This window comes from Flagellimonas lutimaris (assembly GCF_051494225.1).
In the GTDB taxonomy this organism is placed as follows: domain Bacteria; phylum Bacteroidota; class Bacteroidia; order Flavobacteriales; family Flavobacteriaceae; genus Flagellimonas; species Flagellimonas lutimaris_A.
On the sequence record NZ_JBNPYE010000004.1, the window covers coordinates 123,266 to 149,225 of the forward strand.

General features: G+C 40.7%; 25 protein-coding genes and 1 tRNA gene. 11 read left to right on the forward strand and 15 right to left on the reverse strand.

The window, feature by feature from the left end:
- Nucleotides 1-42: 42 nt before the first annotated feature.
- The 6 genes from ACQQ5U_RS10475 (at nt 43) to ACQQ5U_RS10500 (ending at nt 3,281) form a co-directional block, all read left to right on the forward strand.
- Nucleotides 43-130: transfer RNA gene (locus tag ACQQ5U_RS10475), tRNA-Ser, on the forward strand.
- A 77-nt stretch (nt 131-207) separates the two neighbouring features.
- The gene (locus tag ACQQ5U_RS10480; RefSeq protein WP_437397338.1) at nt 208-936 is read left to right on the forward strand and encodes a MotA/TolQ/ExbB proton channel family protein; all 729 of its coding nucleotides are present in this window, start codon (nt 208-210) and stop codon (nt 934-936) included.
- Nucleotides 937-962: 26 nt separating this feature from the next.
- On the forward strand, nt 963-1,400 hold the full coding sequence (locus ACQQ5U_RS10485; protein WP_437397340.1) for a hypothetical protein: 438 nt from the start codon (nt 963-965) through the stop codon (nt 1,398-1,400).
- 11 nt (nt 1,401-1,411) lie between these two features.
- A complete protein-coding gene (locus ACQQ5U_RS10490; protein WP_437397341.1) occupies nt 1,412-2,017 on the forward strand; it encodes an ExbD/TolR family protein in 606 nt (201 codons plus the stop codon).
- Nucleotides 2,018-2,029: 12 nt separating this feature from the next.
- On the forward strand, nt 2,030-2,512 hold the full coding sequence (locus tag ACQQ5U_RS10495) for an ExbD/TolR family protein (RefSeq protein ID WP_437397343.1): 483 nt from the start codon (nt 2,030-2,032) through the stop codon (nt 2,510-2,512).
- Between the two features lie 70 nt (nt 2,513-2,582).
- Nucleotides 2,583-3,281, forward strand: coding sequence for a porin family protein (locus ACQQ5U_RS10500; protein ID WP_437397345.1), 699 nt, complete (start codon nt 2,583-2,585; stop codon nt 3,279-3,281).
- Here ACQQ5U_RS10500 and ACQQ5U_RS10505 read toward each other — a convergent pair.
- From ACQQ5U_RS10505 to pyrH, 6 genes are all read right to left on the reverse strand, one after another.
- Complete coding sequence (locus ACQQ5U_RS10505; RefSeq protein ID WP_437397347.1) at nt 3,276-3,878, reverse strand: hypothetical protein; 603 nt, start codon at nt 3,876-3,878, stop codon at nt 3,276-3,278. The genes ACQQ5U_RS10500 and ACQQ5U_RS10505 overlap by 6 nt on opposite strands.
- Nucleotides 3,878-5,335, reverse strand: coding sequence for an RNA polymerase factor sigma-54 (rpoN, locus tag ACQQ5U_RS10510; protein WP_437397348.1), 1,458 nt, complete (start codon nt 5,333-5,335; stop codon nt 3,878-3,880). Before rpoN ends, ACQQ5U_RS10505 begins: the two co-directional genes overlap by 1 nt.
- A 48-nt stretch (nt 5,336-5,383) precedes the next feature.
- Complete coding sequence (gene asnS / locus ACQQ5U_RS10515) at nt 5,384-6,817, reverse strand: asparagine--tRNA ligase (protein WP_437397350.1); 1,434 nt, start codon at nt 6,815-6,817, stop codon at nt 5,384-5,386.
- Between the two features lie 90 nt (nt 6,818-6,907).
- Complete coding sequence (locus tag ACQQ5U_RS10520; protein WP_437397351.1) at nt 6,908-9,307, reverse strand: efflux RND transporter permease subunit; 2,400 nt, start codon at nt 9,305-9,307, stop codon at nt 6,908-6,910.
- Between the two features lie 75 nt (nt 9,308-9,382).
- Entirely contained in the window at nt 9,383-9,937 is a 555-nt protein-coding gene (frr, locus tag ACQQ5U_RS10525; RefSeq protein WP_437397352.1) for a ribosome recycling factor, read from the reverse strand.
- 42 nt (nt 9,938-9,979) lie between these two features.
- Entirely contained in the window at nt 9,980-10,687 is a 708-nt protein-coding gene (pyrH, locus tag ACQQ5U_RS10530; protein ID WP_100817168.1) for a UMP kinase, read from the reverse strand.
- A gap of 190 nt (nt 10,688-10,877) precedes the next feature.
- Here pyrH and ACQQ5U_RS10535 point away from each other — a divergent pair, with 190 nt between their 5' ends.
- From ACQQ5U_RS10535 to ACQQ5U_RS10550, 4 genes are read left to right on the forward strand one after another with little or no spacing between them, the layout of a single operon-like run.
- Nucleotides 10,878-11,405, forward strand: a complete 528-nt coding sequence (locus ACQQ5U_RS10535) for an RNA polymerase sigma factor (RefSeq protein ID WP_437397353.1) — start codon at nt 10,878-10,880, stop codon at nt 11,403-11,405.
- Nucleotides 11,402-12,202, forward strand: coding sequence for a HEAT repeat domain-containing protein (locus ACQQ5U_RS10540; RefSeq protein WP_437397354.1), 801 nt, complete (start codon nt 11,402-11,404; stop codon nt 12,200-12,202). The genes ACQQ5U_RS10535 and ACQQ5U_RS10540 overlap by 4 nt, the downstream gene beginning before the upstream one ends.
- A gap of 60 nt (nt 12,203-12,262) precedes the next feature.
- Nucleotides 12,263-13,129, forward strand: a complete 867-nt coding sequence (locus ACQQ5U_RS10545; RefSeq protein ID WP_437397356.1) for a DUF4097 family beta strand repeat-containing protein — start codon at nt 12,263-12,265, stop codon at nt 13,127-13,129.
- A gap of 4 nt (nt 13,130-13,133) precedes the next feature.
- Nucleotides 13,134-13,943: a DUF4097 family beta strand repeat-containing protein gene (locus ACQQ5U_RS10550; protein ID WP_437397358.1), complete on the forward strand. Its 810-nt coding sequence runs from the start codon at nt 13,134-13,136 to the stop codon at nt 13,941-13,943.
- 72 nt (nt 13,944-14,015) lie between these two features.
- On the opposite strand, the gene tsf is transcribed toward ACQQ5U_RS10550, so the two are convergent.
- From tsf to rplM, 4 genes are all read right to left on the reverse strand, one after another.
- Nucleotides 14,016-14,840: a translation elongation factor Ts gene (tsf, locus tag ACQQ5U_RS10555; RefSeq protein ID WP_437397359.1), complete on the reverse strand. Its 825-nt coding sequence runs from the start codon at nt 14,838-14,840 to the stop codon at nt 14,016-14,018.
- 79 nt (nt 14,841-14,919) lie between these two features.
- Nucleotides 14,920-16,014 (reverse strand): 30S ribosomal protein S2, encoded by a 1,095-nt coding sequence (gene rpsB / locus ACQQ5U_RS10560; protein ID WP_437397361.1) that lies wholly within the window; start codon nt 16,012-16,014, stop codon nt 14,920-14,922.
- A gap of 229 nt (nt 16,015-16,243) precedes the next feature.
- The gene (rpsI, locus tag ACQQ5U_RS10565) at nt 16,244-16,630 is read right to left on the reverse strand and encodes a 30S ribosomal protein S9 (RefSeq protein ID WP_437397363.1); all 387 of its coding nucleotides are present in this window, start codon (nt 16,628-16,630) and stop codon (nt 16,244-16,246) included.
- Nucleotides 16,630-17,085, reverse strand: coding sequence for a 50S ribosomal protein L13 (gene rplM, locus ACQQ5U_RS10570; protein ID WP_437397365.1), 456 nt, complete (start codon nt 17,083-17,085; stop codon nt 16,630-16,632). The genes rpsI and rplM overlap by 1 nt, the downstream gene beginning before the upstream one ends.
- A gap of 249 nt (nt 17,086-17,334) precedes the next feature.
- Between rplM and ACQQ5U_RS10575 the strand changes: the two genes are divergently transcribed.
- Nucleotides 17,335-19,986, forward strand: a complete 2,652-nt coding sequence (locus tag ACQQ5U_RS10575; RefSeq protein ID WP_437397367.1) for a DUF5916 domain-containing protein — start codon at nt 17,335-17,337, stop codon at nt 19,984-19,986.
- A gap of 258 nt (nt 19,987-20,244) precedes the next feature.
- On the opposite strand, the gene ACQQ5U_RS10580 is transcribed toward ACQQ5U_RS10575, so the two are convergent.
- The 5 genes from ACQQ5U_RS10580 to hppD all read right to left on the reverse strand — a co-directional run bounded on the left by ACQQ5U_RS10580 (nt 20,245) and on the right by hppD (nt 25,953).
- Nucleotides 20,245-21,339 carry a pyridoxal phosphate-dependent aminotransferase gene (locus ACQQ5U_RS10580; RefSeq protein ID WP_437397368.1) on the reverse strand — a complete coding sequence of 365 codons (1,095 nt, stop codon included), beginning with the start codon at nt 21,337-21,339 and terminating at the stop codon, nt 20,245-20,247.
- Nucleotides 21,340-21,351: 12 nt separating this feature from the next.
- Nucleotides 21,352-22,221, reverse strand: coding sequence for a flavin reductase family protein (locus ACQQ5U_RS10585; protein ID WP_437397369.1), 870 nt, complete (start codon nt 22,219-22,221; stop codon nt 21,352-21,354).
- Between the two features lie 49 nt (nt 22,222-22,270).
- Complete coding sequence (gene fahA / locus ACQQ5U_RS10590; protein WP_437397510.1) at nt 22,271-23,497, reverse strand: fumarylacetoacetase; 1,227 nt, start codon at nt 23,495-23,497, stop codon at nt 22,271-22,273.
- A 91-nt stretch (nt 23,498-23,588) separates the two neighbouring features.
- A complete protein-coding gene (locus tag ACQQ5U_RS10595) occupies nt 23,589-24,746 on the reverse strand; it encodes a homogentisate 1,2-dioxygenase (RefSeq protein ID WP_437397370.1) in 1,158 nt (385 codons plus the stop codon).
- A gap of 73 nt (nt 24,747-24,819) precedes the next feature.
- Nucleotides 24,820-25,953: a 4-hydroxyphenylpyruvate dioxygenase gene (hppD, locus tag ACQQ5U_RS10600; RefSeq protein WP_437397372.1), complete on the reverse strand. Its 1,134-nt coding sequence runs from the start codon at nt 25,951-25,953 to the stop codon at nt 24,820-24,822.
- Nucleotides 25,954-25,960 lie beyond the last annotated feature (7 nt).

A 25,960-nucleotide genomic window follows, 5' to 3' on the forward strand; every position in this document is an offset into this window, starting at 1 on the left:
CTAATTATTTTTTTGTTTATTGGTCGCCCTAAATAAAACAATAGAGAGGTGGCCGAGTGGTCGAAGGCGCACGCCTGGAAAGTGTGTATACACCAAAAGTGTATCGAGGGTTCGAATCCCTTCCTCTCTGCAAGGTATTTTAGTTTTTCAATTGTAAAATTTTTATATCTTTATATTATTAACTAACTAAATTTAAGTTTAAGTAAAATGAAAAAAATATCCTTTTCTCTGGCTGCTGCCGGAATGTTTGTGATGGGAACTACAACTGCATCTGCAGCAATGTTGCAAGAAGAAGCTGAAGCCAGCAAAGGTTTCACCCAAGTATTGAAAGAGCAATTTATCCAAGGAGGTCCTGCCTTTATGGGTATCGTACTTCTTTGTTTGATTTTGGGATTGGCTGTGGCCATCGAAAGAATTATTTATTTGAATTTGGCAACTACAAATTCTACTAAGTTGAAGCAACAAGTTGAGGACGCTTTGGCTTCAGGTGGTGTTGAAGCTGCTAAAGAAGTTTGTAGAAACACAAAGGGACCTGTTGCTTCTATCTATTACCAAGGTTTGGATAGAGTAGATGAAGGAATCGAGTCTGCTGAAAAAGCTGTTGTGGCTTACGGAGGTGTACAAATGGGTCAATTGGAGAAAAACGTTTCTTGGTTGTCTTTGTTTATTGCTATTGCTCCCATGCTTGGATTTATGGGTACGGTAATCGGTATGATTGCGGCCTTCCAGAAAATTGCAGCGGTAGGTAACTTGAGTGCTTCCTTGATTGCAGGTGATATTCAGGTGGCGTTGTTGACAACTGTATTTGGTTTGATCACGGCGATTATCCTTCAGATTTTCTATAACTATATTATTGCTAAAATCGATAGTATCGTAAATGACATGGAAGACAGCTCAATTGCATTGATTGACATGTTGGCTGCCCATAAAAAATAATTACGAATTAAAAACTATCGAGAATCATGAATAAAATAGTAAAAATATTACTCATCGTCATCGGATTGCTTGCAGCCGTGCTTTGGTTCTCTCTTCCATCTGCCGATGATCCAAATGCCATTAATAGTGGTTCAATGAACTTTATGTTCATTATTATGTACATCCTATTAGCTATTGCTGTTATAACTTCAGTAGTTTTCGGATTTGCAAAATTGTTTTCCACTAAGGGAAGCTTGAAGAAAGCCTTGTTTGCTATAGGTGGATTGGCTATTGTTGTGGCTATATCCTATGGGCTTTCATCTGATAATATGGCTGTGGTAGAAATAATGTCCGAAAGAGGAGTTGAGACCACGGAAGGAACTGTAAAAAACATTGGAATGGGATTGAATGTGTTTTTCATCCTAACTGCAATTGCGGTTGTTCTAATGGTATTCCCAGGTTTGAAAAGAATGTTTGTTAAGTAAAAAAAATAATTATGCCTAGAAGAAAAGGAGCACCGGAAGTAAATGCCGGTTCCATGGCGGATATTGCCTTCCTCTTGCTTATCTTTTTCTTGGTGACCACCACCATTGAAACAGATGCAGGTTTGGATCGTATGTTGCCGCCGATTGAGCCGCCAGAGAACCCCCCTGTTATCAGACAGAAGAATATTTTTACTGTTAACATCAACAGAAATGGACAACTTTTGGTTGAGGATAATCTAATGAAAATGGAGGATTTAAGAGGAGCTGCAACTGCGTTCTTGGAGAACGGTGCAGATGGGTCTTGTGATTATTGTAAAGGTAAGAAAGACCCTGCCTCATCGGATAACCCGACAAAAGCCATTATTTCATTAAAAAATGATAGGGAGACCAAGTACAGTACCTATATTACAGTTCAAAACGAACTGGTAGGTGCATACAACGACTTGCGTAACCGTGAAGCACAACGTTTGTACGGTAGGGATTTCACTAAAATGGAAGCGGAGTATCTTAATCCAGAAACCCCATCAAACGTAAGGGATGATTTGAAAGATAAGGTGAAGCGTGTCCAAGATATGTTCCCGCAAAAGCTTTCAGAAGCAGAAACAACAACCAATTAAAAACTATTTAATATGGCTAAGTTTACCAAAAAGAAGGATGGCGATTTGCCAGCGGTGTCAACGGCTTCATTACCTGATATCGTTTTTATGCTATTGTTCTTCTTTATGACCGTAACCACAATGAAGGATAGTTCGTTAATGGTTGCCAATACCCTTCCCAATGCTTCGGAAATAAAGAAGTTGGAAAAGAAGGATCGCGTAATTTACATTTTTGTAGGAACGCCTACTCCAGAATATCAAAAGGTTTTCGGTACAGAGCCAAAAATTCAATTGAATGATAAATTTGCCAACGTCGACGAAGTTGGTACATTCATATTGGCAGAACGTGCAAAAAAACCGCAAGAACTTCAAAATGTATTGACTACGGCTTTAAAGGTTGATAAAGATGCGAATATGGGTCTTATCACTGATATTAAGCAACAATTGAGAGAAGTTAATGCCCTTAAAGTGAATTATACCACTTATGAAGGGGATGCTTTTAACAATCTACAGTAGCCAATAGCTTAGATTTAGTGGGAAACGCTCCAAATTTTTAATTTGGGGCGTTTTTTGTTATAATAGAGACATGGTTCGTAACATACATCAATTTTTATTAGGTACGGTTTTTATACTGTTATCCTCTCCTATTCTTGGTCAGTCAACCAATAAAATGCAGGGAGGTGATGATCGATATTTGGAAGATCAATTTTATATTGGTGTTGGCTACAATGTTCTATTGGATAAACCTGATGAACTTGCCCAACGAAACCTATCCTATAATCTTCAAGTTGGTTTTATAAAGGATATTCCTTTTAACCGTAAACGAAATTTTGGTGTAGGTTTAGGGTTTGGATACGCAGTGAATTCATATTATTCCAGTTTGGTGGCTTCACAAGAGAATAGTACTGTTGTTTACCAAATTATGGACCAAATCGATTATAATCGGAGTAAGTTGGGTACCCACGCTATAGAATTTCCTTTTGAATTAAGATGGCGAACATCCAATGCGGAAGAATATAAGTTTTGGAGAATTTATGCGGGGGCTAAATTTGGGTATGTGTTTTCCGGTAGGTCTAAACTGGTAACGGAGGATGGCAATGATTCTTTTTACAACGATGATATTGAAAAGTTTCAGTACGGGCTTATGCTGAACTTTGGATACAACACTTGGAACATTCATGCCTATTATGGATTAAATCCATTGCTTAAAGAAGAAGCTACGCTTAATGGCAATTCCATTGACCTTAGGGTACTTAGGATTGGATTGATTTTCTATATCCTATAACCAGTATTTCAAGATAATCAATTGGGAGCAACAACCCAGTACAAATCCTATTAGTAATTCATTTTTGGTGTGAGCCTTGAGATATAATCTAGAAGTGGCCACCAATCCCGTAAAAAGTGTAAATAAGCTTATGGCTATGGTAATGTTTATTTCAAAATGAATGCTCAAAGCAATCATGAAGGTTAAAATACTTCCCATTCCCAATAGATGCATACTTGTCTTAAACTTAAAGAACAATAAAATTAGTGTTGCGCAAGTGGCGGTCAAAAGCCCCGTAAAATAATAAAAGAGCTCATTTACGTAATTATTGGGTATTACCTTATATAATATCATTAAAAAGATAATACAGCTGATATAAAGGGGGTATTTACGTTCTTTAACGGTAGGCAGAAAGATGGAACTGATCACCCCAAGGTTCTTTAAAATCAAGAAAAAAATAATAGGTATTATTACTGTAAGAATGAAAATAGGAAGAATGTTGCCACTTTGGGTTTCCAAAGTACTATAAGGTGCCACTTTAAAATACACTATTGTACCTCCAATTGGTATAAACAACGGGTGGAAGAGGTATGAAATAATATTGAGTATATGGCGCATCAAATTTCCTTTCTTAACCTTGCCACGGGTATGCCTAACTGTTCCCGATATTTTGCAACGGTTCGCCGGGCTATAGGGTAGCCTCTTTCTTTTAGAATTTTTGCCAATTTCGCATCGGTAAGAGGTTTTTTCTTTTCCTCATCGCGAATAACGGTCTCTAGTATTTTTTTAATCTCTTTGGTTGAAACATCCTCGCCCTGCTCGTTCTTCATGGACTCTGAGAAGAAATCTTTGATAAGCTTTGTGCCATAAGGTGTATCCACATATTTGCTGTTGGCAACTCGGGAAACTGTGGAAACGTCCATATCTATTTTATCCGCAATATCTTTTAAAATCATGGGGCGTAACTTTCTCTCGTCCCCGGTCATAAAATATTCCTTTTGGTATTCCATGATAGTACTCATGGTAATAAACAGGGTTTGCTGGCGTTGTCTAATGGCATCTATAAACCATTTGGCAGCATCCAACTTCTGTTTGATGAACATTACCGTGTCCTTCTGTGATTTTGATTTTTCCTTGGCGTTTTTGTACCCTTCCAACATGTTGCTATAATCTTTGGATACATGTAGCTCCGGAGCATTTCTTCCGTTAAGGGTAAGCTCCAGTTCGCCATCCACTATTTTAATCGAAAAATCAGGCACAATATGCTCGATCATGCGAGTGTTGCCGGAATAGGAACCTCCAGGTTTTGGGTTGAGTTTCTCAATTTCTGAAATTGCCGTTTTGAGTTCTTCCTCGGAAATATGGTGCTTTTGTATAAGTTTGGAGTAATGTTTTTTGGTGAAGTGATCAAACGACCTTTCCAAAATGTTGATGGCCAGTTCAACCGAAGGTTTTTGTTCCTTACGTTTTAATTGAATGATCAAACATTCGTCCAAAGAGCGAGCGGCTACCCCAGGAGGGTCTAAATCTTGGACAATCTTGAGGATTTCCTTGATTTTATCTTCCTCGACATAAATGTTTTGGGTAAAGGCAAGGTCGTCCATTATATCTGGGAGTGGTCTGCGGATATAACCGCTTTCGTCCACACTGCCCACCAAGAACTCGGCGATGGCCCATTCCTGATCGTCCAGATAAGCAGTATTTAATTGATTGATCAAGTATTGGTTGAATGATGTCCCGGCAGCATAGGGAACCCTTTTGTCTTCATCGTCCGCACTATAGTTGTTGGCTTGTGTGCGGTAATCTGGAATTTCATCATCACTTAGGTAATCATCAATATTTATTTCTTCTGTGTCGATATTCTCATTGTCCGAAGAATCGTCATAGGTGTCATCATAAACATCATCCAAAGCATCAACTTCCTCCTTGCCACTCTCCAATGCAGGGTTTTCTTCCAGCTCCTGCTTTAACCTTTGTTCAAAAGCCTGTGTGGGCAATTGAATCAGTTTCATGAGCTGAATCTGCTGTGGAGACAGTTTTTGGGAAAGCTTAAACTGTAGATGTTGTTTCAGCATAGTGATTGATGATTTACAATCTTACTTTCTTAAAATAATAAAATCAAATTAAAACTCTGCATTCTGCGGTGTTCTAGGGTAGGGGATTACGTCCCTTATGTTCCCCATTCCGGTAGTAAATTGAACCATACGTTCAAAACCAAGTCCAAAACCACTATGAACCGCAGTACCAAATTTTCTTAAATCCAGATACCACCAAAGTTCTTTCTCGTCAATATCCAGTTCTTTAATTTTTTGTTGTAATACATCCAAACGTTCTTCCCTTTGGGAACCACCCACAATTTCACCAATGCCTGGAAAGAGAACATCCATGGCCCGTACGGTTTTGCCATCCTCGTTCAAGCGCATATAAAATGCCTTGATATCTGCTGGATAATCAAATAAGATAACAGGACATTTAAAGTGTTTTTCTACCAAGAAACGTTCGTGCTCACTTTGCAGGTCAGCTCCCCATTCGTTGATAGGAAATTGGAACTTTTTCTTTTTATTGGGTTTGCTGTTCTTTAAGATGTCAATGGCTTCGGTATAAGATACTCTTTTGAAATTGTTCCCGACCACAAATTTCAGTTTTTCTATCAATGCCATTTCGGAGCGCTCGTTTTGCGGCTTGGTCTTTTCTTCGTCCAAAAGGCGTTTCTCCAGGAATTCCAGGTCATCTTGGCAATGGTCCAAAACGTACTGTATTATATATTTGATGAAATCTTCCGCAAGGTCCATGTTGGCATCCAGATCAAAGAAGGCCATCTCGGGCTCTATCATCCAGAATTCGGCCAAGTGACGTGATGTGTTGGAGTTTTCAGCCCTAAACGTGGGGCCAAAAGTGTAAACTTTGCCCAGTCCCATGGCATAGGTCTCGGCTTCCAACTGACCTGATACGGTAAGGTTGGTCTCTTTTCCAAAAAAGTCCTCGGAATAATCCACTTCTCCAGAGTCATCCAAAGGCGGTTTCTTGGCGTCTAAAGTGGATACACGGAACATTTCCCCGGCACCTTCGGCATCGGAACCGGTGATGATGGGAGCGTGCATATAGTAAAACCCGTTTTGCTGAAAATAGCTGTGAACGGCAAAAGAAAGTACCGACCTAACCCGCATTACAGCGGAAAAGGTGTTTGTCCTCACTCTAAGGTGTGCTTTTTCCCTTAAAAACTCCAACGAATGCTTTTTAGGTTGAATAGGGTAGGTCTCAGGATCGGCAGTCCCATGGACAAATATATCCGTTGCTTGAATTTCCACACTTTGTCCTCGTCCTTGGCTCTCTTCTAAAGTTCCAGAGATTTTAAGGGCAGCACCAGTCGAAATTTGTTTGAGCAAGGCTTCATCCAAATTTTCAAAATCTACGACGCATTGGAGGTTATGAATGGTTGAACCATCGTTCAAGGCGATAAACCTATTACTTCTAAATGTTTTTACCCATCCATTTACTTCAACGGAATCTCCTACGGGTTGCTTTTCTAGCAATTCTTTTATGGAATAAGACATCATTCTAAAACTATCGTAATTTAGTTGGTAAAGATAGGTTTTTGATAAAAAACGATGGCAATGGAATTGCCTAATTTATGGGCGTTTTGAACACTATTTGTCCTTGAGGTTGTCCTCGTCCATGGGTAAAATGTCGATTTGTGGTTTTTTGAGTACCTGTTTGTTGGCAATACTTCTTTCCAAAGACAGCAGCAATGATGGCAACAAAATCAAATTCGACAACATGGCAAACAGCAAAGTGGCCGAAACCAAACCTCCCAATGCTTTTGTGCCCCCAAAACTTGAGATTATGAATACGGAAAATCCAAAGAACAAGACAATGGAAGTATAGAACATACTAACACCGGTTTCACGCAAAGCGGCATACACCGATCTTTTGATGTGCCAACGATGTGTGGTTAGTTCTTGACGATATTTGGCCAAGAAATGAATCGTATCATCAACCGATATCCCAAAGGCAATACTAAATACCAAGATGGTCGAAGGTTTTATAGGTACGCCTAAATACCCCATAACCCCTGCAGTAATAACCAGCGGCAGTAAGTTGGGCACCAGGGATATGATAACCATTTTAAAGGACCGGAATAGATATGCCATAAAAAGTGAAATCAAACCAATGGCCAGTGCTAAGGACAATAACAGGTTATTGACCAAATACTTGGTTCCTTTTAGGAACAACAATGCTTTTCCTGTCATAAAAACATCGTATTGTTCCGATGGAAATTGCTTTGTTATGGCTTCTTGTACATCTTTTTCAATTTCCTCCATACGGTCGATTTTTACATCGCGCATGTATGTGGTCAAACGAGCAGTTTGGCCTGTACTGTCAACAAAACTTTGCAAAAGCTCAGTTCCGCCAGTGGATGACTTTTGAACGGCATTCATAATAAATGTGTTCTCTTGGCTCGTTGGTAGCTGATAGTATTTTGGAATTCCGTTATAAAAGGCCTGTTTGGAGTATTTTACCAAGTCAACAATAGAAATAGGTCGCGATAGTTCAGGAATTTCATCGATTACCGTACCTAGTCGGTCCATTCGTTTCAATGTGGCGGGTTTTATAACGCCATTTTTACGTTTGGTGTCCACTACAATTTCCATAGGCATTATGCCATCAAACTCGGCCTCAAAAAACTGGATATCCTTGTAAAAGTGACTCTTCTTGGGGAGGTCTTCAATTCTACTTCCTGTTATCCGCATTTGGTAGATTCCAATAATGCTCAATACCAAAACTGCAACTGTGGTAATGTACACAGCAATCCTATGGTTTCGTACTATGTTCTCCATCCAATTGACAAAAATGTCCATCCACTTTTTGTTCAAGTGCTTTAAGTGCTTTGTTTTGGGAAGCGGCATAAAGCTATAGACAATGGGTATGATCAGAAGGGATAGGATGAAAATACCTATGATGTTGATGGAGGCTACGATACCAAACTCCCGCAACAAATCACTGTCCAATATGATAAAGGTGGCAAATCCTGAGGCGGTGGTAATGTTGGTCATTAAGGTAGCATTACCAATCTTGGAAATTACCCTTTGCAGTGATAATGCCTGATTTCCGTGTTTTTTTACTTCTTGCTGATACTTATTGATCAAGAAAATACAATTGGGAATCCCGATTACAATAATTAGAGGAGGAATCAGGGCTGTAAGAATCGTGATTTCGTATTTGAGAAGGCCAAGTATTCCAAAGGCCCACATTACCCCGATGATCACTACGCACATGGAGATAAAAGTGGCCCTAAAGCTTCTGAAAAAGAAGAAGAAAATGAGTGAGGTAACCAAAAGTGCACCTACAATAAACAAACCAATTTCATCTACAATCGATTTAGTGTTCCAAGTACGGATATATGGCATGCCGGAAACGCGTACATCCAATTGTGTTTCTTCCTCAAAATCGTCAACAAGTTCCCCTAGGTCGTTCAAGATAAACTCGTTCCTGACTGCGGTGTTCATTATATCCTTATCCAGATATATCACGGTTTGAATGGTTCCGCTCTTGGGGTTGTAAACTAAATTATCGTAGAAAGGAAGTTCGTTGAAAAGGTGATTTGTAAGTGAGTCTATCTCCAACTTCGTCTTTGGAGGACTTGAAATCAGGGGTTCCATGACAAATGTTTGCGTGTCATTGTCCTTTACAAGTTCCTTTAAATTTTCCAAAGAAATTACATAATCCACTTCTGGGAAAGCTTCCAGCTGTTTGCTAAGGGTGTTCCAGCGGTTAAAGTTTTGAGGGGTAAACAAGGCAGAATCCTTGATGCCCAAAACTATGGCATTGCCTTCCTCACCAAATATTTTGGTAAAGGCATTGTACTGAATGCTTGCTGGGTGGTCGTCGGGTAAAATATTGGCCTCCGTGTTGGAAAACCTCATATTTTTCCACTGTAAAGCCAAGAAAACAGTGAAACCAATAATCCCTAAAAGAATGAGGATTCTATTGCGGAGTATAATACTTGCGACCTTAGGCCAAAATCCTTTAGTGAGCTTTGCTACCATGTGGGTTTTGTTGGGCGCAAAGGTAAAAAATGATATGTTGTGTTCCTAGGAAAGACTCCTGTCAAAATCCAAGTTTTAAACCTTCATGATCTCGGCCTCTTTTGCGGTCAAGATGGCATCCACTTTATCGCTATAGGAGTTGGTTAATTCTTGTACATCAACTTCAGCATTTTTTAATAGGTCTTCGGAGATATCCAATGCTTTTAATTCTTTGTTTGCATCTTGTCTCGCACTTCGGATACTCACTTTGGCATCTTCCGCCTCTCCCTTTGCCTGTTTTGCAAGCTGTATTCTTCTTTCTTCTGTCAAAGGAGGTACGTTAATGATGACCATTTCCCCATTATTCATTGGATTGAATCCCAAATTGGCGTTCATAATTGCAGTTTCGATGTCACCAAGAAGGTTCTTTTCCCAAGGCTGTACGGAAAGGGTCCGCGCGTCGGGAGTATTGATGTTGGATACTTGGGAAAGCGGAGTCTGTGAACCATAGTAATCTACCATTACTGTAGAAAGCATCATGGGGCTTGCTTTGCCTGCCCTAATTTTGGTCAATGCTTTTTGCAAATGGGCAATACTTCCCTCCATGCTTTCTTTTGTACTATCAAGAATAAATTTTACGTCTTCGTCCATAACTTTCAAATTTAAAAAACTAAAACCAAAGTATAGGTCAATTTAAACATTGACCACAGTTCCGATATTTTCTCCAGATACTATTTTCATTAAGTTGCCACGTGTGTTCATATCAAAGACTACAATGGGCAACTCATTTTCTTGACTCAATGTAAATGCTGTAGTGTCCATTACTTTGAGTCCTTTGGAAAGGACATCGTTAAAGGAAATGGAATCAAATTTGGTGGCATTTTTATCTTTTTCGGGGTCCGATGTGTAGATGCCATCAACACGGGTACCCTTTAATATAACATCTGCTTTTATTTCGATGGCCCTCAAAACTGCAGCGGAATCCGTAGTGAAATAAGGATTACCGGTGCCACCTCCAAAAATTACCACTCTTCCTTTTTCCAAATGGCGAATGGCTCTTCTTCGAATGAAGGGCTCTGCTACTTCATTGATTTTTATGGCAGACTGTAATCGGGTTTGAACTCCATTTAGTTCAAGTGCACTCTGTAGGGCAAGACCGTTGATTACCGTGGCCAACATGCCCATGTGGTCACCTTGCACCCTATCCATCCCTTGACTTGCTCCGGCAAGGCCTCTAAAAATGTTTCCTCCCCCTATTACGATGGCTACTTCAACACCTTTCTCAACCACAGATTTTATTTCGTCGGCATATTCGTCCAATCGTTTGGCGTCTATACCGTATTGTTGTTCGCCCATTAAGGCTTCTCCACTTAATTTTAATAAAATTCTTTTGTAATGCATTGAGAGTTTCTTGAAGTCCGGACAAAAATAATCAAAATTATTTACGGGAAATCATAGAAAAATAAGATATGCCCAGAATAAAAAGAATAAAAAAATCCATACATTCTGTAACCTTTTAAAAAAAGTACGGTATATCCTTCAACAGGCCTAAAAAACCAGAAAATTGCAAAACCTAACCGATAATAACCTAATGATGAAAGTAAAGAATGGCGACTTGGATAAGTTGGGTTTACTCTATGAACGGCACAAAAGAAATCTTTTTGGGTTCTTCTACAACTTGGGGAACAATCCTTCGGTAAGTGAAGATTTAGTGCAGAATGTGTTTGTCAGAATTTTAAAATACAGGAAATCTTATAAAGGAGAAGGTTCGTTCACTGCCTGGATGTTCAGTATGGCAAGAAATGTCAATCATGACCACCATATTAAAGTTTCCAAGCAGAAGATATCCCGGGATATTGCTCCAGAAGATACTGAAATAGGTTCGGAGGATAGTCTAAATGAGGCGATAGAAAAAAATGGGAATGCAATTATGTTGAGACGTGCCCTTTCCCTTTTACCGAACGATAAAAGAGAAATTTTGCTATTGAGCAAGTACAGGGAATTAAAGTTGAATGAAATTGCCGAGATACTAGGCTGTACCGAGGGGGCTGCCAAGGTCAGGACGCATAGGGCACTTAAGGATTTAAAAACGATTTTTTTACAATTGGAAACGACATGATGGAAGAAGGAAAATTTGAATTGGAAGCAATGGATTTTATGATGGGAGCCATGTCTTTGGATAAGGCAAGGGAGTTCGAGAAGTTTTTGGATAAAAATCCCAAGTATAAAGAGCGGTATACAGATTTGGTGGATACGTGGAACATGGTTGACGTACTTGACGCTCCGGAACCCTCGGCTAAAATGGACGAAACGTTTTTTGAAATGCTTTCCAATGAAGTGGACAAGAAAAGGAGTAGTTCTATGGGGGGTAATTTTCTTGAAGGATTGTTAGCCACTTTTAGGCCGCAATTGGCATTTGGAATTTTATTGCTGGCCATTGGTTTGGGGGCAGGCTATTATTTGGCACCATCGATGGGACGAGATGAGCCAACACAAATTTCGGTTAATGGGAATGAAACGGCGGAGGTAAGGCAAAAGTTGGTGTTGACCCTCTTAGATCAACCTTCGGCCAACCAAAGATTGCAAGGGGTAGGCGAAGCCAATAAGTTCGAAAATGCAGATGATATTGTGATCATGGCCCTTTTGCAGACCCTTAATCATGATTCCAATGTAAATGTACGATTGGCTGCTGTTGAGTCTTTGACCAATTATGTGGATAGTCCTTTGGTTAGACAAGGTTTGGTGAAGTCCATTCCAAATCAAGAATCTCCAATTTTACAAATTACACTTGCCAATTTAATGGTAGCGTTGCAAGAAAAGGCTTCCATAGAACCTTTCAAGCAATTGCTCAAACAAAAGCAATTGGATACTACGGTAAAAAAGAGAATAGAAAGAAGTATAGAATCGATCATATAGTTTATTTATCAATCGCCCTTTGGGCAAAAATCAAATCACGAACAGTTTAAATTTTTAAAAATGAAAAAACGGTTATTAGTTATGCTATGCCTTTCCCTAGGGATTGGTGTGTGGAGTGCAAAGGCACAACAAAAGGAATTCAAGGAGGTAATTCGAAAAAATATATCTCTTACCAATACATCTGAAAACAGTTTGGTGGTAAAGAATGTATTTGGCTCTGTTACCGTTGAAGGTTATGGTGGCAACGAAGTTGTTTTGGAAGTTGAAAGAATCATTACTGCGGACAATGCCCGCGATTTGGAACAGGGAAAAGAGGAGCTTACACTAGAAGTTGTTCAAGAATCAGATAGGGTCATTCTTTATCCCAATGCCCCGTATATAGAATTTGACAAGGAAAAATTGCGGTATAATTGGTGCAACAATAATGATGATATCCCCTATGGGCATACGTTGAACTTTAAGTTGAAAGTTCCCAATACAGTAAAAATCAATGTTAGTACAGTGAATGATGGAGAATTACTTGTTAAAAATACCAAAGGCGAGTATGTGGAGGCAAATAATGTGAATGGTGGGATTGTCCTTTCAAATATTATGGGAAAAACCAAAGTGCATTGCATTAATGGAGATGTGGATATTTCATATGCAAAAAACCCGAGTATTGACTCTAGATATTATGCATTGAACGGAGACATTAATATTTCGTATCAGGAATCTCTTTCGGCCAAAATTTCTTTCAAAAGCATGAATGGGGAAATGTTCACGGATTTTGACATAGACCAACAGTTTATGAAAACCAATAAAAAAGAGGGCAGCAGGGGTAAGCCCAAATATAAGTATGAGACCAGGCCCGTGGTGCAGATAGGAGGGGGCAAAGTTGATTTTGATTTTGAGACTTTGAACGGAAATGTATTCATCAAAAAAATATAAAGGCATGAGAAGAATAAAAAACCTGGCAATTGTTGGACTAGTTCTTTTTACAGGAATAGTATCAGGGCAGAAAAAGGAAATAGATTTATTTGCGGTTCCACTTAGCAGTCCGGGACAAGAGGGAACATTGAAAATTGGTCAAATTAGCGGATCGATTGCAGTAACGGGTTATGAGGGCAAAGATGTTATTGTGAAAGTTTTTGTTGTTGAGGGTGAAGAAACCTCGAACAAGACTAAAAATGGTATGAAACGAATTGGAAGTTCGGGACTGAACATTAGTGCCGAGGAAGACAACAACGTGGTTACCATTAATAATGAAGCTTGGAACAGAAGAACAGATTTTGACATTAAGGTACCTTACAACTTTTCGCTTAAATTGAGCACGGTAAACGATGGGGATATTGATGTCCAAAATGTTTCCGGGGATATGGAAATCAGTAATGTAAATGGAAGTATAACCTTGGGCAATGTGGAAGGTGCCGTTACCGCCAACACCACCAACGGGGAGGTGAAAGCAGACTTTAAAAGTGTTGGAAATATAGCCGATATGGCTTTTAGTAGCTTTAATGGCGACGTTGAAGTTATCTTTCCCAGTTCAGTAAAAGCCAATGTAAAAGCAAAATCTGATATGGGGGATATTTATACCGATTTTGATATTTCGGTCGTGGAGAATAAACCTGTAGTGGACAAAAAACAAACTTCGGGTAAATACAAAGTGAAGCTGGAGCAATGGTTACGAGGTAAAATCAATGGGGGTGGCCCCGAGCTATTGCTAAAGACTTTTAATGGAGATATTTTGATAAAATCAGAGTAGGGAAATAGGTCAATTGTGTAAAAATAAAAAGCCCCTTTAAAGGGGCTTTTTTTATATGGTAATTTCTTGGAATTAACCCAATGCTACTCTTGAGAAACCAGTAACTTCCAAGCTGGAATCTACAGATTTCACGTATTGAGCAACACTTTGCTTACTATCTTTAATGAAATCCTGGTTTACCAAGGTGTTGTCTTTAAAGAAACGCTTCAATTTACCTTGTGCGATTTTATCCAACATTTCTTCTGGCTTACCTTCTTGACGCAATTGGTCTTTTGCAATTTCGATTTCTTTGTCGATGATTGACTGATCTACACCATTTTCGTTCAAGGCAACCGGGTTCATGGCAGCAGCTTGCATGGCTACATCTTTAGCAGCTTCGGCAGCACCATCAACATTGGCGGACAAACCAACCAAGGTTGCAATTTTGTTTCCAGCGTGGATGTAAGATCCAACAAAAGGAGCATTTAATCTTTCAAAGCTTCCGATTTCGATTTTCTCACCAATAACACCAGTCTGCTCTGTCAATTTATCGGCAACGGTCATTCCCTCAAAGGAAGCAGCAAGAAAATCATCTTTGCTGTCGTAACCTAGTGCTAAATCAGCCAAATCGTTAGCAAGTTTCACAAAGCTATCGTTCTTGGCAACAAAGTCAGTTTCGCAGTTCAAAGAGATAACAACACCTTGAGTGCTATCACTGTTTACTTTTGCGATGGCTGCACCTTCTGAAGATTCTCTATCAGCTCTTTTAGCTGCAACTTTTTGACCTTTTTTTCTTAGGATTTCTATTGCTTTATCAAAATCACCTTCTGCTTCGACCAAAGCCTTTTTACAATCCATCATTCCAGCTCCGGTGGTCTTTCTTAATTTATTTACCTCTGCGGCGGTAATCTTTGCCATTTTCTTTTCTTTTTAAATTTTATGTAAAGTAAAACACTATGAAAGTGTTCTTATTTAGGACAATGTTAAATCAGTGGGTTTACTCAACTCCACCTTTTACGTTGTCTTGCCATTCTTTAAGTTCGTCCCATTTGCCATCGGCAGCCATTTTGGCTTGTTTTGGCCAAGATGTTGGGTCCAAGTGAGCTAAAGTTGAGCTGGCCTCGGTCAAGATTTCCTTAACTTTTTCGGCATCAGCATCAGCTAGCTCAGCGTAAGTACCTACGCCATTGGCAGCCAACGCTTCGGCAGCTTTTGGTCCTATACCTTCAATTTTGGTAAGGTCATCTGGCTTAGCTTCAGCTTCTTTTTTTGCTGGCTTTTCCTCAGCAGCTTTTTCTTCCTTTTTGGGAGCGGCCTCAGCTTTTTCTTCCTCTTTTTTAGGAGCTTCTTCTGTTTTGGCAGCTTTGGCTTCCTCTTTGTCTTTTCCGCCGTTTTTCTCGCTCTTGCGCTCTTCCAAACCTTCGGCAACGGCTTGTGTTACTGATTCCATAATGATTTCAATGGATTTACCAGCATCATCGTTGGAAGGAACTGCAAAGTCAACATCACGAGGGTCGGAGTTGGTATCTACCATAGCAAAAATTGGAATGTTCAATTTTTGAGCTTCTTTAACTGCAATGTGCTCACGCATGGTATCAACAATGAAAAGTGCACCTGGCAAACGAGTCATGTCGGCAATGGAGCCTAAGTTCTTGTCCAACTTGGCGCGCAAACGGTCAACTTGCAATCTTTCTTTTTTGGAAAGGGTGTTGAAAGTACCATCTTTCTTCATGCGGTCGATTGCTGCCATTTTCTTTACAGCTTTACGAATGGTTACAAAGTTGGTCAACATACCACCTGGCCATCTTTCTGTGATGTACGGCATGTTCACTTTGGATACTTTGTCCGCTACAATGTCCTTTGCTTGTTTTTTTGTGGCTACAAAAAGGATTTTTCTTCCTGAGGATGCAATTTTCTTAAGGGCTTCATTAGCTTCCTCAAGTTTTGCTACCGTTTTGTAGAGATTGATCACGTGGATTCCATTACGCTCCATGTAGATGTAAGGAGCCATGTTTGGATTCCACTTTCTTGTTAGGTGTCCAAAATGCACACCTGCTTCCAGTAAGTCTTTTACTTCAATTTTACTTGCCATTTCTTGTACTTAGTTTACGTTCCGTTGTAAGTAGCAATGCATTGGTGGTCACAAAATTTTGTTCGCCCAATCCATTTAGATGCTAAACTAGTTTCCAAAAAGTCGAATACATTATCCTTTTTAGAACAACGACAACTTGGTTAAAAATTTAACCCTGAAAGTATAGTACATAATTTCAGGGTTTTCAATGAACTTATCTATGATTGAATGCCGTAGCACCCAAAGTATATTAACGTTTGGAGAATTGGAATTTCTTACGGGCTTTCTTCTGACCGAATTTCTTCCTTTCCACCATTCTTGGGTCTCTTGTCAACAAACCTTCTGGCTTAAGAACAGCTCTGTTCTCAGCATCTATTTCGCACATTGCTCTGGACAAAGCCAAACGAACAGCTTCTGCCTGACCAGTAATACCACCACCGTAAACATTTACTTTTACGTCGTAGTTACCATCTGTCTCAGTTAAAGTGAAAGGTTGTTTCACTTTGTACTGCAATGTACCAGTGGTAAAGTAATCGTTAAAATCTCTTTTGTTTACTGTGATGTTTCCAGATCCTTCGGAAACATATACTCTAGCCACAGCGGTTTTTCTTCTACCTATCTTATGAACCACTTCCATTATTTGTAGTCGTTTAAGTTTATAGCTTTTGGTTTTTGCGCTTCTTGTCCGTGCTCAGCACCGGCATATACCTTAAGGTTTCTGAACAAGTCGGCTCCAAGTTTATTTTTTGGAAGCATTCCTTTTACAGAGGCTTCAATGATGCGCTCTGGATGCTTTTCCAATACTTCTCTAGCGGAAGCGGAACGTTGTCCACCAGGGTAACCGGTATATCTTTGATATTCCTTCTCATCCCACTTGTTGCCGGTCATGTCGATTTTTTCAGCATTGATGACAATAACATTGTCTCCACAATCAACATGAGGGGTAAAGTTGGTCTTGTATTTCCCTCTAAGTATTTTGGCTACTTTAGACGCCAATCTTCCTAAGGTCTGTCCTTCAGCATCAACCAATAACCATTGTTTGTCAACAGTAGATTTATTGGCGGAAATAGTTTTATAACTTAATGTGTCCACTTCTCGAATATTATTGATTTAAATAACCTATCCCGATTAACGGGCTGCAAATGTACAATTATTAGATTGAAATACAAACGGTTGATTTGGAATATTTTTCCACTTTTTTCAATTTTAATCTTGTGGCTCAAAAAAGAGTGGCGATATAGTCCGTGAAAATGTTAAAAAAAGTTTAAAAAAAAATTTAGCTGTAACTCATTCGTTTTTTGGTGGTCTTTACTGCATCAATCTAATTCAAAAAACGAATCCGTGAGAAACGTAGTTCTGGTTTTCTTTAGTCTTTTCTTTGCTTATAACCTTCAAGCCCAAGACTCCACAGAGGTCATCATCAAAAAAAAATATACCACCAAAGCTTTGGGGGAATATGCCGCTCCAACCATTAATGGTATTTTGGAAGATGAGGCATGGAACCTTGTAGAGTGGGGTGGGGATTATATCGAATGGCAGCCCGACGAGAATACACCACCTTCCCATCAAACCAAATTTAAGATACTATACGATAGCAAGAACCTATATATAGGTGTACGCTGTTATGATACCGAACCAGATAAAATCGTAAAACGGTTATCCCGAAGGGATGGTTTTGATGGAGACTGGATAGAATTCAATATTGATAGTTATTTTGATAAGCGTACAGCATTTTCTTTTACCATAACTGCTGCAGGAGTAAAAGGCGATGAATTTATTTCCAATAATGGCAACAATTGGGATTCTAGTTGGAATCCTATCTGGTATGCCAAGGCTCATGTGGATGATGAGGGGTGGACGGCCGAATTGCGCATTCCATTAAGTCAGTTGAAATTTGGAAGTGCCGAGGAGCAGGTTTGGGGTTTTCAGTCGACCAGACGGTTTTTTAGAAATGAAGAACGCTCCGTATGGCAACGTAAGCCTGTGGACCAGCCTGGTTGGGTAAGTGAGTTTGGAGAACTGCATGGTCTAAAAAATATTGAGCCTCAAAAACAATTGGAGATTCAGCCCTATACGGTAGCAAAGACCGAAACCTACGAAGCGGAAGAAGGGAACCCATTTAGGGATGGTAGCGAAAGCAATATTACAGCTGGACTGGATGCCAAAATTGGAATTACCAACGACCTTACCTTGGATTTAACGGTAAATCCCGATTTTGGACAAGTAGATGCTGACCCTTCGGCCATTGCATTGGACGGGTTTCAGATATTCTTCCAAGAACGTCGCCCATTTTTTGTGGAGAACAAGAATATCTTTGATTTTAGAGTTTCGCAATCCGAAGCTGGGAATACATTCGGTTCCGATAATATTTTTTATTCCCGTAGAATTGGTAGAAGCCCGCAAGGGTATCCGGATACCGCAGACGATGAGTTTGTAGATCAACCAGATAATACTCCGATTATAGGAGCAGCAAAATTTAGTGGTAAAACCAAAGATGGTTGGGCCATTGGTGTGCTCGAGAGCGTTACTTCCCAAAGAACAGCAACTATTCTTAACGGAGAAGGAGATGCCAGAAAGGAAATGGTGGAGCCCCTTACCAATTATTTTGTGGGAAGACTGCAAAAGGATTTCAATCAAAGAAACTCCTATATAGGAGGAATCTTTACGGCGACCAATCGTGAACAGATTCCCGAGCAACTCAATTTTTTACATGATGCCGCATACACGGGGGGTGTTGACTTTAAGCACCAGTGGGCAAACCGAGATTGGTATTTGGGGGGCAATATTACTATGAGCCATGTTCGTGGAAGTGAGGAAGCCATTACCAATACACAGCAATCCATTACGCATTTGTTCAATAGGGTTGGTGCCGATCATGTTGCCGTTGATACAACAAGAACATCATTGACCGGAACAGGAGGTAATGTGCAAATAGGTAAGGTGGGTAACGGTCACTGGAAATTTGAATCTGGTGCTACATGGCGTTCACCGGAATTGGAACTTAACGATATCGGATTTCAGCGACAAGCTGATGATGTGCGCCATTATACTTGGATAGGATATCAAACCCTAAAACCTGATAGCACCTTTAGGCGTGTGGGCATTAATTATAACCATTGGACAGCATGGGATTTTCAAGGCAATCATAATTATTTGCAATTCAATACAAATAGCTGGCAAAACTGGAAAAACAACTGGAGAACCAACATTGGATTCAATTATGCGCCCATTGAATATTCCAATTTTGCTCTACGGGGAGGCCCTAGGTTAAGACAATCCCCTTGGGTGAGTTTTTGGAACAGCATCAATACCGATTATAGAAAGAAATTGCGATTTTCCTTCTTTCATAATGGAAGAAAGGCTCTGGATAATTCCCTAAAGACCTATTATATGGAGGGTGGTTTTGTGTATCAACCTTTAAATGCCTTGCGGATTTCAGTTTTTCCGTCCTTGCAGATCAATCAAGATAAATTGCAGTTCATTGATAATTTTGATGATGTGAATGGTTCGCCCCGCTACCTGAACGGGGAAATCAATCAGCGTACCCTGAGCATGTCGTTTCGATTGAACTATACCATCAACCCGAATTTGACCATACAATATTGGGGGCAACCTTTTATTTCGCGCGGACGCTATTCAAACTTTAAACATATTACGGATCCCGTAGCCAAAACTTTTGACGATCGATTTGTACAGTATAACAATCAACAAACCAGTTTGGTCGATGGAACTTATGCCATTGATGAAGATTTGGATGGTGTGACCGATTTTAGTTTTGATGACCCCGACTTTTCTTTTGTGCAGTTTCGCTCCAACTTGGTAATCCGTTGGGAATATATTCCAGGCTCGGAAATATTCTTGGTTTGGTCTCAGGATGTAACCCAATCCGGAAACCCGACCGAAGGACTGTTGCCGAGCTTGGGAGATAATATTTTTGGACAAAAACCCCACAATATCTTTTTGTTGAAAGCTACTTATCGGTTTGTATTGTAAATATCACATCGAATTGTTATCCTGAGTGCAGTCGAAGGAGCCATTGAGATGTAGCTGAAACTAAACTGTAGTTCCGTATGAATACTGAGCAAAGCCGAAGCATAATGCCGAATCCGTTTTGGTCAAATCGTCAGTTCGAGTTTTTTCCTTTAGGAAAAAGTATCGAGAACTTGTTTCATGTTATTGAAATTCTGATTCTCGATACATTTTTTCCGTTTCACTTCAAAAACCACTCGAATTGGCGAATTTGGATTAAGGCTATTTAATTTTCGAAAGTGCTTTAACCAGTGCCTCATTCGCTTCTGTATCACCTACTGTGATACGTACCTTGCCAGGTGCACCAAATTGTGAAACAGGTCGGACCATAATACCCTCTTCCATCATTTTATCCGTAAATTCCATTTCGGGCAAGGGTGGGTCAATGATAAAAAAGTTGGCTTGACTTGGCCAATATTTGATTCCCAGCTCATCAAATGCCTTGGCAATATAGGTTCTTCCTTCCAAAACAGTTTTCACGGTTTTTTCTATGAATTCAGTATCGTTCAAAGCGCCAATCGCAGCTTCAATCGAGGTCAGTGGTAGTAAAAACGGTTTGTGGATCAAACGAATGTAACTGGCAATAGTTGGTGTGGTGTAACCATAACCAATTCGTTGTCCAGCCAAACCATAGGTTTTGGAAAAACTGTTGAGTCCGATAACGTTGTGCCCTTCTAAAACGTAGGGCAATGCGGTAATATAATCCTCGGCATCGGCAAAGTGGCGATAGACTTCATCGAACACCACCACAATGTTCTTTGGCACGCGGGCCATAAAATCATCCATCACCGATTTTGGAATATAAGTGCCCGTAGGATTGTTGGGACTGGTCAAGAATATCACCTTTGTTTTCTCGTTGATGGCATTCAAGATTCCCTCCACATCCAAATCGTAGTTGGGAGATAGTAAAGGAACATCTACCTGATTTGCACCGTACCATCTTGAAAAAACGGAGTAGGGCAGAAAACAGGGATTCGAATAGATCACTTCGTCCCCTTCGTTGATAAAAGCGCGAAGCAGCATATCAAGAACCTCCGAACCGCTATTGCCACACAGAAATTGGTCGGCACTCAACTGGCCATCAAAATCTTGGACCAAAGCCTCGCGTAAACGGATATCGGTTTGGTCAGGATAAATATCGATGTTGTCCAATGCTGATTTCATAGCGGCAACGGCTTTGGGTGATGCTCCCAAAGGATTTTCGTTGGAGGATAACTTATATATTTTTTTATCGGTGGGAGGAATGTTTTTTCCGCCTTTATATACTTCTTTCGGCACCAAATGGGCCTTGAAAATGGATTCTATGTTATTTTTCATATAGTCTAGCCTCTATAAGGTTTCTGCAAAAAGTAATAACGCCATGGCCTTTTCGGCATCCCCTTCTTCCAAAATATGTTTGGCCAACTCATGGATTTCTTTTTTGGAAAGGTGTTTGGCATGTTCCGCTACACTGGCAATGTCAATCTCCAAGGTAGAGGGCAGGCTTTCCAAATTCCCCAAGCGACCCAAGTTGTTGCCGGTGAGCACCTCGCTTTCACGAATGCCTTTTGGCAATGCATCCACCCCGATACCATGGCTACGGAGCGGTTTTTGGATTTCAAAGAGCGAATCCCTGATCGCCTGTATGTACCAATTGCTTCCCATGCGGCCCACCAAGTCCAATTTTATCGTATCTAGATGCCCATCTGTCAGGTATTTCTCATTAATATGGATGAGTTCCACCCTGGCCAAGATCAAATTTCCGGCACCAGGGGTCTGTGCCAACTCGATTACTTCTTGAACCGTGCATTCAAAGGAAACAGGGGCTTCACCTACTCTGGGCGGTTTTACTTTTTCGCTGGGGATTTCGGTAAACCCTGCCTTTTCAAATTCGTTTACCCCTTTGGCATAGGACGTGCTCGACAAGGACATTTGCTCCACCATATTGTGGTTCACAATATTGATGACCACCTCAGGTACTTCCAGCACATTTTGGTGGGTGTGCTTCAATGAATTGTCCCTCCCGCTTCGCGACGGGGAAAAAATCATAATGGGCGGGTTGGAACTGAACACGTTGAAAAAACTGAATGGGCTCAGGTTCACGTTTCCATTTTTATCTACCGTACTGGCAAAGCAGATGGGTCTTGGAGCCACAGCCGTAAGCAAAATGCTATGCAGCTCAGGCTGTGAAATTTTACTGGGATCTACGGTCTTGATCATTGTTTGTTTTTATTGCTTAGGTGACTGAGCGGAGTCGAAGCCACCAATTTTATTTTGCTGGCAAAACTTTGGTTGAAACGTCTCCAAATCCAACTCTAATATCGTCTTTTTGGGCAAAACCTTTCATGGTCACTGTATCGCCATCGTTGATGAACTTTCGTTCGGAACCGTCTTTTAGTTTAACGGGTTGGGTGCCCATCCAGGCCAATTCAAGCATGGAGCCAAAGGAGTTATCGTCTTTTCCTGAAATAGTTCCGGAAGCCATCATGTCCCCCACGTTGATGTTGCAACCATTCGCGGTATGGTGGGCCAATTGCTGGGCCATGTTCCAGTACATATACTTAAAGTTGCTATGACATACAGGAGTAGTTTCACCATTGTCCGGGGTAATATCCACCTCCAACTTGATGTCGAAGTTCTTCGCCCCCTCATATTCCAGATATGGTAGTACTTTAGGATCTTGGTTTGGTCCTGAAACCCTAAACGGTTCCAAGGCTTCCATTGTCACTACCCATGGTGAAATGGAAGACGCAAAGTTTTTAGCCAGAAATGGTCCAAGAGGTACATATTCCCATTTTTGGATATCCCGCGCTGACCAGTCGTTGAACAATACCAGCCCAAAAATGTAATCTTCGGCATCTTTTGTAGAAACCGAATCGCCCAATTGGGTGTCCTTGCCACAGATGAAGCCCATTTCCAGTTCAAAATCCAACCGTTGGGTAGGTCCGAAAACCGGTGAGGTGGCATCTTTGGGAAGGGTTTGCCCTTTAGGTCGATATATGGGTTCCCCACTCACGATGATGGAACTTGCCCTTCCATGATATCCTACCGGAATGTGTTTCCAATTCGGCAACAGGGCATTTTCCGGGTCGCGGAACATTTTTCCAACATTGGTGGCATGTTCTATACTGGAGTAAAAATCGGTATAGTCGCCCACATAAACGGGCATGTGCATTTGTGCTTCGGACTGTTTTACGAAAAGCTCTGCTTTTCCGGCCAAGACCGAACTATCATCCTGAAGCCAGTATTGGATATTCCTACGAACCCTTTTTGTGAGTTCCTTGCCCAAGGAAATAAAGTCGTTCAGGGTGTCTTTTTCCAAGACAGCCGTATTAAAGTCGAACACATCCAGTTCGGCAACCGCGGCCAGGTCCAAAATATGGTCTCCCACAGCTATGCCGATTCGTGGACTTCGGCCCTCGGTGGAAAAAATCCCAAAAGGAAGGTTATGGATTGAGAAATCTGAGTTTTCGGGTATGTTTATGATCATTGAAATTAAAATTTGTCAGCTCGAGTGCAGTCAAGAACAATAAAGGTCTTCATTCCTCGACTGTATTCGAAAAGATAGAAGGTTTTGATTTTAAAGTTTACTCCAACCAGGATTTATAATACTTGCCATCATCAATTTTGAGGGCGTTCTCTGTCACTTGCAAGGGTTTGAAGGTGTCTATCATCACAGCCAGTTCCTCTGTGCCCTTTTTGCCAATACTCGCCTCGTACGTGCCAGGGTGCGGTCCGTGCGGAATTCCCGCAGGGTGCAACGAAATGTAGCCAGGGCCGATTCCGGTACGGCTCATAAAATCACCATCCACATAGTAAAGCACTTCATCCGAATCTATGTTGGAGTGATTGTACGGTGCAGGAATTGCCTTTGGATGATAATCGTAAAGCCTAGGACAGAACGAACAAACCACAAAAGCACCCGTCTCAAAAGTTTGATGCACTGGTGGTGGTTGGTGAACGCGTCCTGTAATCGGTTCAAAATTGTGAATGGAAAAACCGTATGGGTAGTTGTAACCGTCCCATCCCACTACATCAAATGGATGTGATGCGTAAACCAATTGGTGCAACATGCCTTGTTTTTTGATTTTCATCAAAAACTCTCCTTTTTCATCAAAAGTTTGAAGATCCTGTGGCAATTTGTAATCACGCTCACAGAAAGGGGAGTGTTCCAAAAGTTGTCCAAACCAGTTTCGATACCTTTTTGGCGTATAGATAGGATGGAAGGACTCAGCGTATAAAATGCGGTTGTCCTCTGTATCAAATTCAATTTGATAGATCATCCCGCGTGGAATGATGAGGTAATCCCCATATTCAAATGGAATGTTTCCCAAAAAGGTTTTCAAGGTTCCAGAGCCTTTGTGGATAAAGAGCATCTCGTCCGCATCGGCATTTTTATAAAAATAGTCGGTTACGGATTTTCGGGGCGCCGCCAAGCCCACATGAACGTCGTTGTTGACCAAAAGTGGTTCTCGCGCTTCCAAGAAATCATCTTTGGGGGCCACATCAAAACCGATGAACTTTCGGCTGGTAATATTCTTCTCCACTGCAATCTTGGGGCTCACATCCAATGCTTTCCCAATTTCCTTGACCTGTGTGGGTCGGTGAACGTGATAAGAAAGCGAAGACATCCCATCAAAACCGATAGTGCCAAAAAGCTGCTCGTAATAGAGACTGCCATCGGACTTCTCGAATTGGGTATGCCGTTTTTGCGGAATTTTTCCGAGTTTATGATAAATAGGCATTTTTCTCAGTTTAGGGTTATGAGTTCAGAGTTCGAAAGATTCATAACTCAACACTCTTCACTCATAACTATGATTAATGCAATGTGCCTCGAAGCTCTTGCTCACGCTCTATGGCTTCGAACAATGCTTTAAAGTTACCTTTTCCAAACGATTGTGCACCTTTTCTTTGGATAATTTCAAAGAACATCGTTGGTCTAGGCTCTACAGGCTTCGTGAAGATTTGCAATAAATAACCTTCATCATCACGGTCTACCAAGATGCCTAATTCCTTTAGTGGAGCAATATCTTCGTCTATTTCACCTACACGGTCGGTAACAGCATCATAGTAAGTCGCAGGAACTCTTAGGAATTCCACGCCCCGACTTCTTAAATCACGAACGGTTTTAATGATGTCGTCAGTGGCCACGGCAATGTGCTGCACTCCTTCATCTTCATAAAAATCCAAGTATTCTTCAACTTGCGATTTTTTCTGACCTTCTGCGGGTTCGTTGATGGGGAATTTTATTCGACCGTTCCCGTTACTCATCACTTTACTCATTAATGCAGTGTATTCTGTCGAGATATCATTGTCATCAAACGATAGGATGTTTTTGAATCCCATAACATCTTCATAAAACTTCACCCAATGGTTCATTTTGTTCCATCCTACGTTACCCACCATATGATCCACAAATTTTAACCCTGTTGGTTCCGGGTTGTAATCTGGAGTCTCCCATTTTTTGAAGCCAGGTAGGAAAGTTCCGTTGTAATCTTTACGCTCCACAAAAATATGAACGGTCTCACCATAGGTATAAATTCCAGCACGTACCACTTTTCCATCTTTGTCCTCCTCAACTTTGGGCTCCATGTAGGATGTTGCTCCTCTTTCCATGGCATTGTTGTAGGCTTGGGTCGCATCATCCACCCAAAGGGCCACAACTTTAACACCGTCACCATGTTTGTCGATATGTTTTCCAATTTCGGTTCCACTTTTAAGTGGGGAGGTAAGTACCAATCGAATTTTATCCTGTATTACCACATAGCTCTCGCGGTCCTTTAGTCCGGTTTCCAAACCTGCTTGTGCGTAGGATTGAAAGCCGAAGGCTGTTTTGTAAAAGTGAGCCGCTTGTTTGGAATTGCCCACATATAATTCGACATAGTCGGTCCCATTAATGGGCATAAAATCTTCGGATGTATTTGCGTTTTTTGGAAGTGTTGATGTCTCCATGATTGTT

Coding starts and splice junctions, on each gene's coding strand:
- ACQQ5U_RS10480 (WP_437397338.1), top strand. CDS start 208: ATGAAAAAAATATCCTTTTCTCTGGCTGCTGCCGGAATGTTTGTGATG.
- ACQQ5U_RS10485 (WP_437397340.1), top strand. CDS start 963: ATGAATAAAATAGTAAAAATATTACTCATCGTCATCGGATTGCTTGCA.
- ACQQ5U_RS10490 (WP_437397341.1), top strand. CDS start 1,412: ATGCCTAGAAGAAAAGGAGCACCGGAAGTAAATGCCGGTTCCATGGCG.
- ACQQ5U_RS10495 (WP_437397343.1), top strand. CDS start 2,030: ATGGCTAAGTTTACCAAAAAGAAGGATGGCGATTTGCCAGCGGTGTCA.
- ACQQ5U_RS10500 (WP_437397345.1), top strand. CDS start 2,583: ATGGTTCGTAACATACATCAATTTTTATTAGGTACGGTTTTTATACTG.
- ACQQ5U_RS10505 (WP_437397347.1), bottom strand. CDS start 3,878: ATGCGCCATATACTCAATATTATTTCATACCTCTTCCACCCGTTGTTT.
- rpoN (WP_437397348.1), bottom strand. CDS start 5,335: ATGCTGAAACAACATCTACAGTTTAAGCTTTCCCAAAAACTGTCTCCA.
- asnS (WP_437397350.1), bottom strand. CDS start 6,817: ATGATGTCTTATTCCATAAAAGAATTGCTAGAAAAGCAACCCGTAGGA.
- ACQQ5U_RS10520 (WP_437397351.1), bottom strand. CDS start 9,307: ATGGTAGCAAAGCTCACTAAAGGATTTTGGCCTAAGGTCGCAAGTATT.
- frr (WP_437397352.1), bottom strand. CDS start 9,937: ATGGACGAAGACGTAAAATTTATTCTTGATAGTACAAAAGAAAGCATG.
- pyrH (WP_100817168.1), bottom strand. CDS start 10,687: ATGCATTACAAAAGAATTTTATTAAAATTAAGTGGAGAAGCCTTAATG.
- ACQQ5U_RS10535 (WP_437397353.1), top strand. CDS start 10,878: ATGATGAAAGTAAAGAATGGCGACTTGGATAAGTTGGGTTTACTCTAT.
- ACQQ5U_RS10540 (WP_437397354.1), top strand. CDS start 11,402: ATGATGGAAGAAGGAAAATTTGAATTGGAAGCAATGGATTTTATGATG.
- ACQQ5U_RS10545 (WP_437397356.1), top strand. CDS start 12,263: ATGAAAAAACGGTTATTAGTTATGCTATGCCTTTCCCTAGGGATTGGT.
- ACQQ5U_RS10550 (WP_437397358.1), top strand. CDS start 13,134: ATGAGAAGAATAAAAAACCTGGCAATTGTTGGACTAGTTCTTTTTACA.
- tsf (WP_437397359.1), bottom strand. CDS start 14,840: ATGGCAAAGATTACCGCCGCAGAGGTAAATAAATTAAGAAAGACCACC.
- rpsB (WP_437397361.1), bottom strand. CDS start 16,014: ATGGCAAGTAAAATTGAAGTAAAAGACTTACTGGAAGCAGGTGTGCAT.
- rpsI (WP_437397363.1), bottom strand. CDS start 16,630: ATGGAAGTGGTTCATAAGATAGGTAGAAGAAAAACCGCTGTGGCTAGA.
- ACQQ5U_RS10580 (WP_437397368.1), bottom strand. CDS start 21,339: ATGAAAAATAACATAGAATCCATTTTCAAGGCCCATTTGGTGCCGAAA.
- ACQQ5U_RS10585 (WP_437397369.1), bottom strand. CDS start 22,221: ATGATCAAGACCGTAGATCCCAGTAAAATTTCACAGCCTGAGCTGCAT.
- ACQQ5U_RS10595 (WP_437397370.1), bottom strand. CDS start 24,746: ATGCCTATTTATCATAAACTCGGAAAAATTCCGCAAAAACGGCATACC.
- hppD (WP_437397372.1), bottom strand. CDS start 25,953: ATGGAGACATCAACACTTCCAAAAAACGCAAATACATCCGAAGATTTT.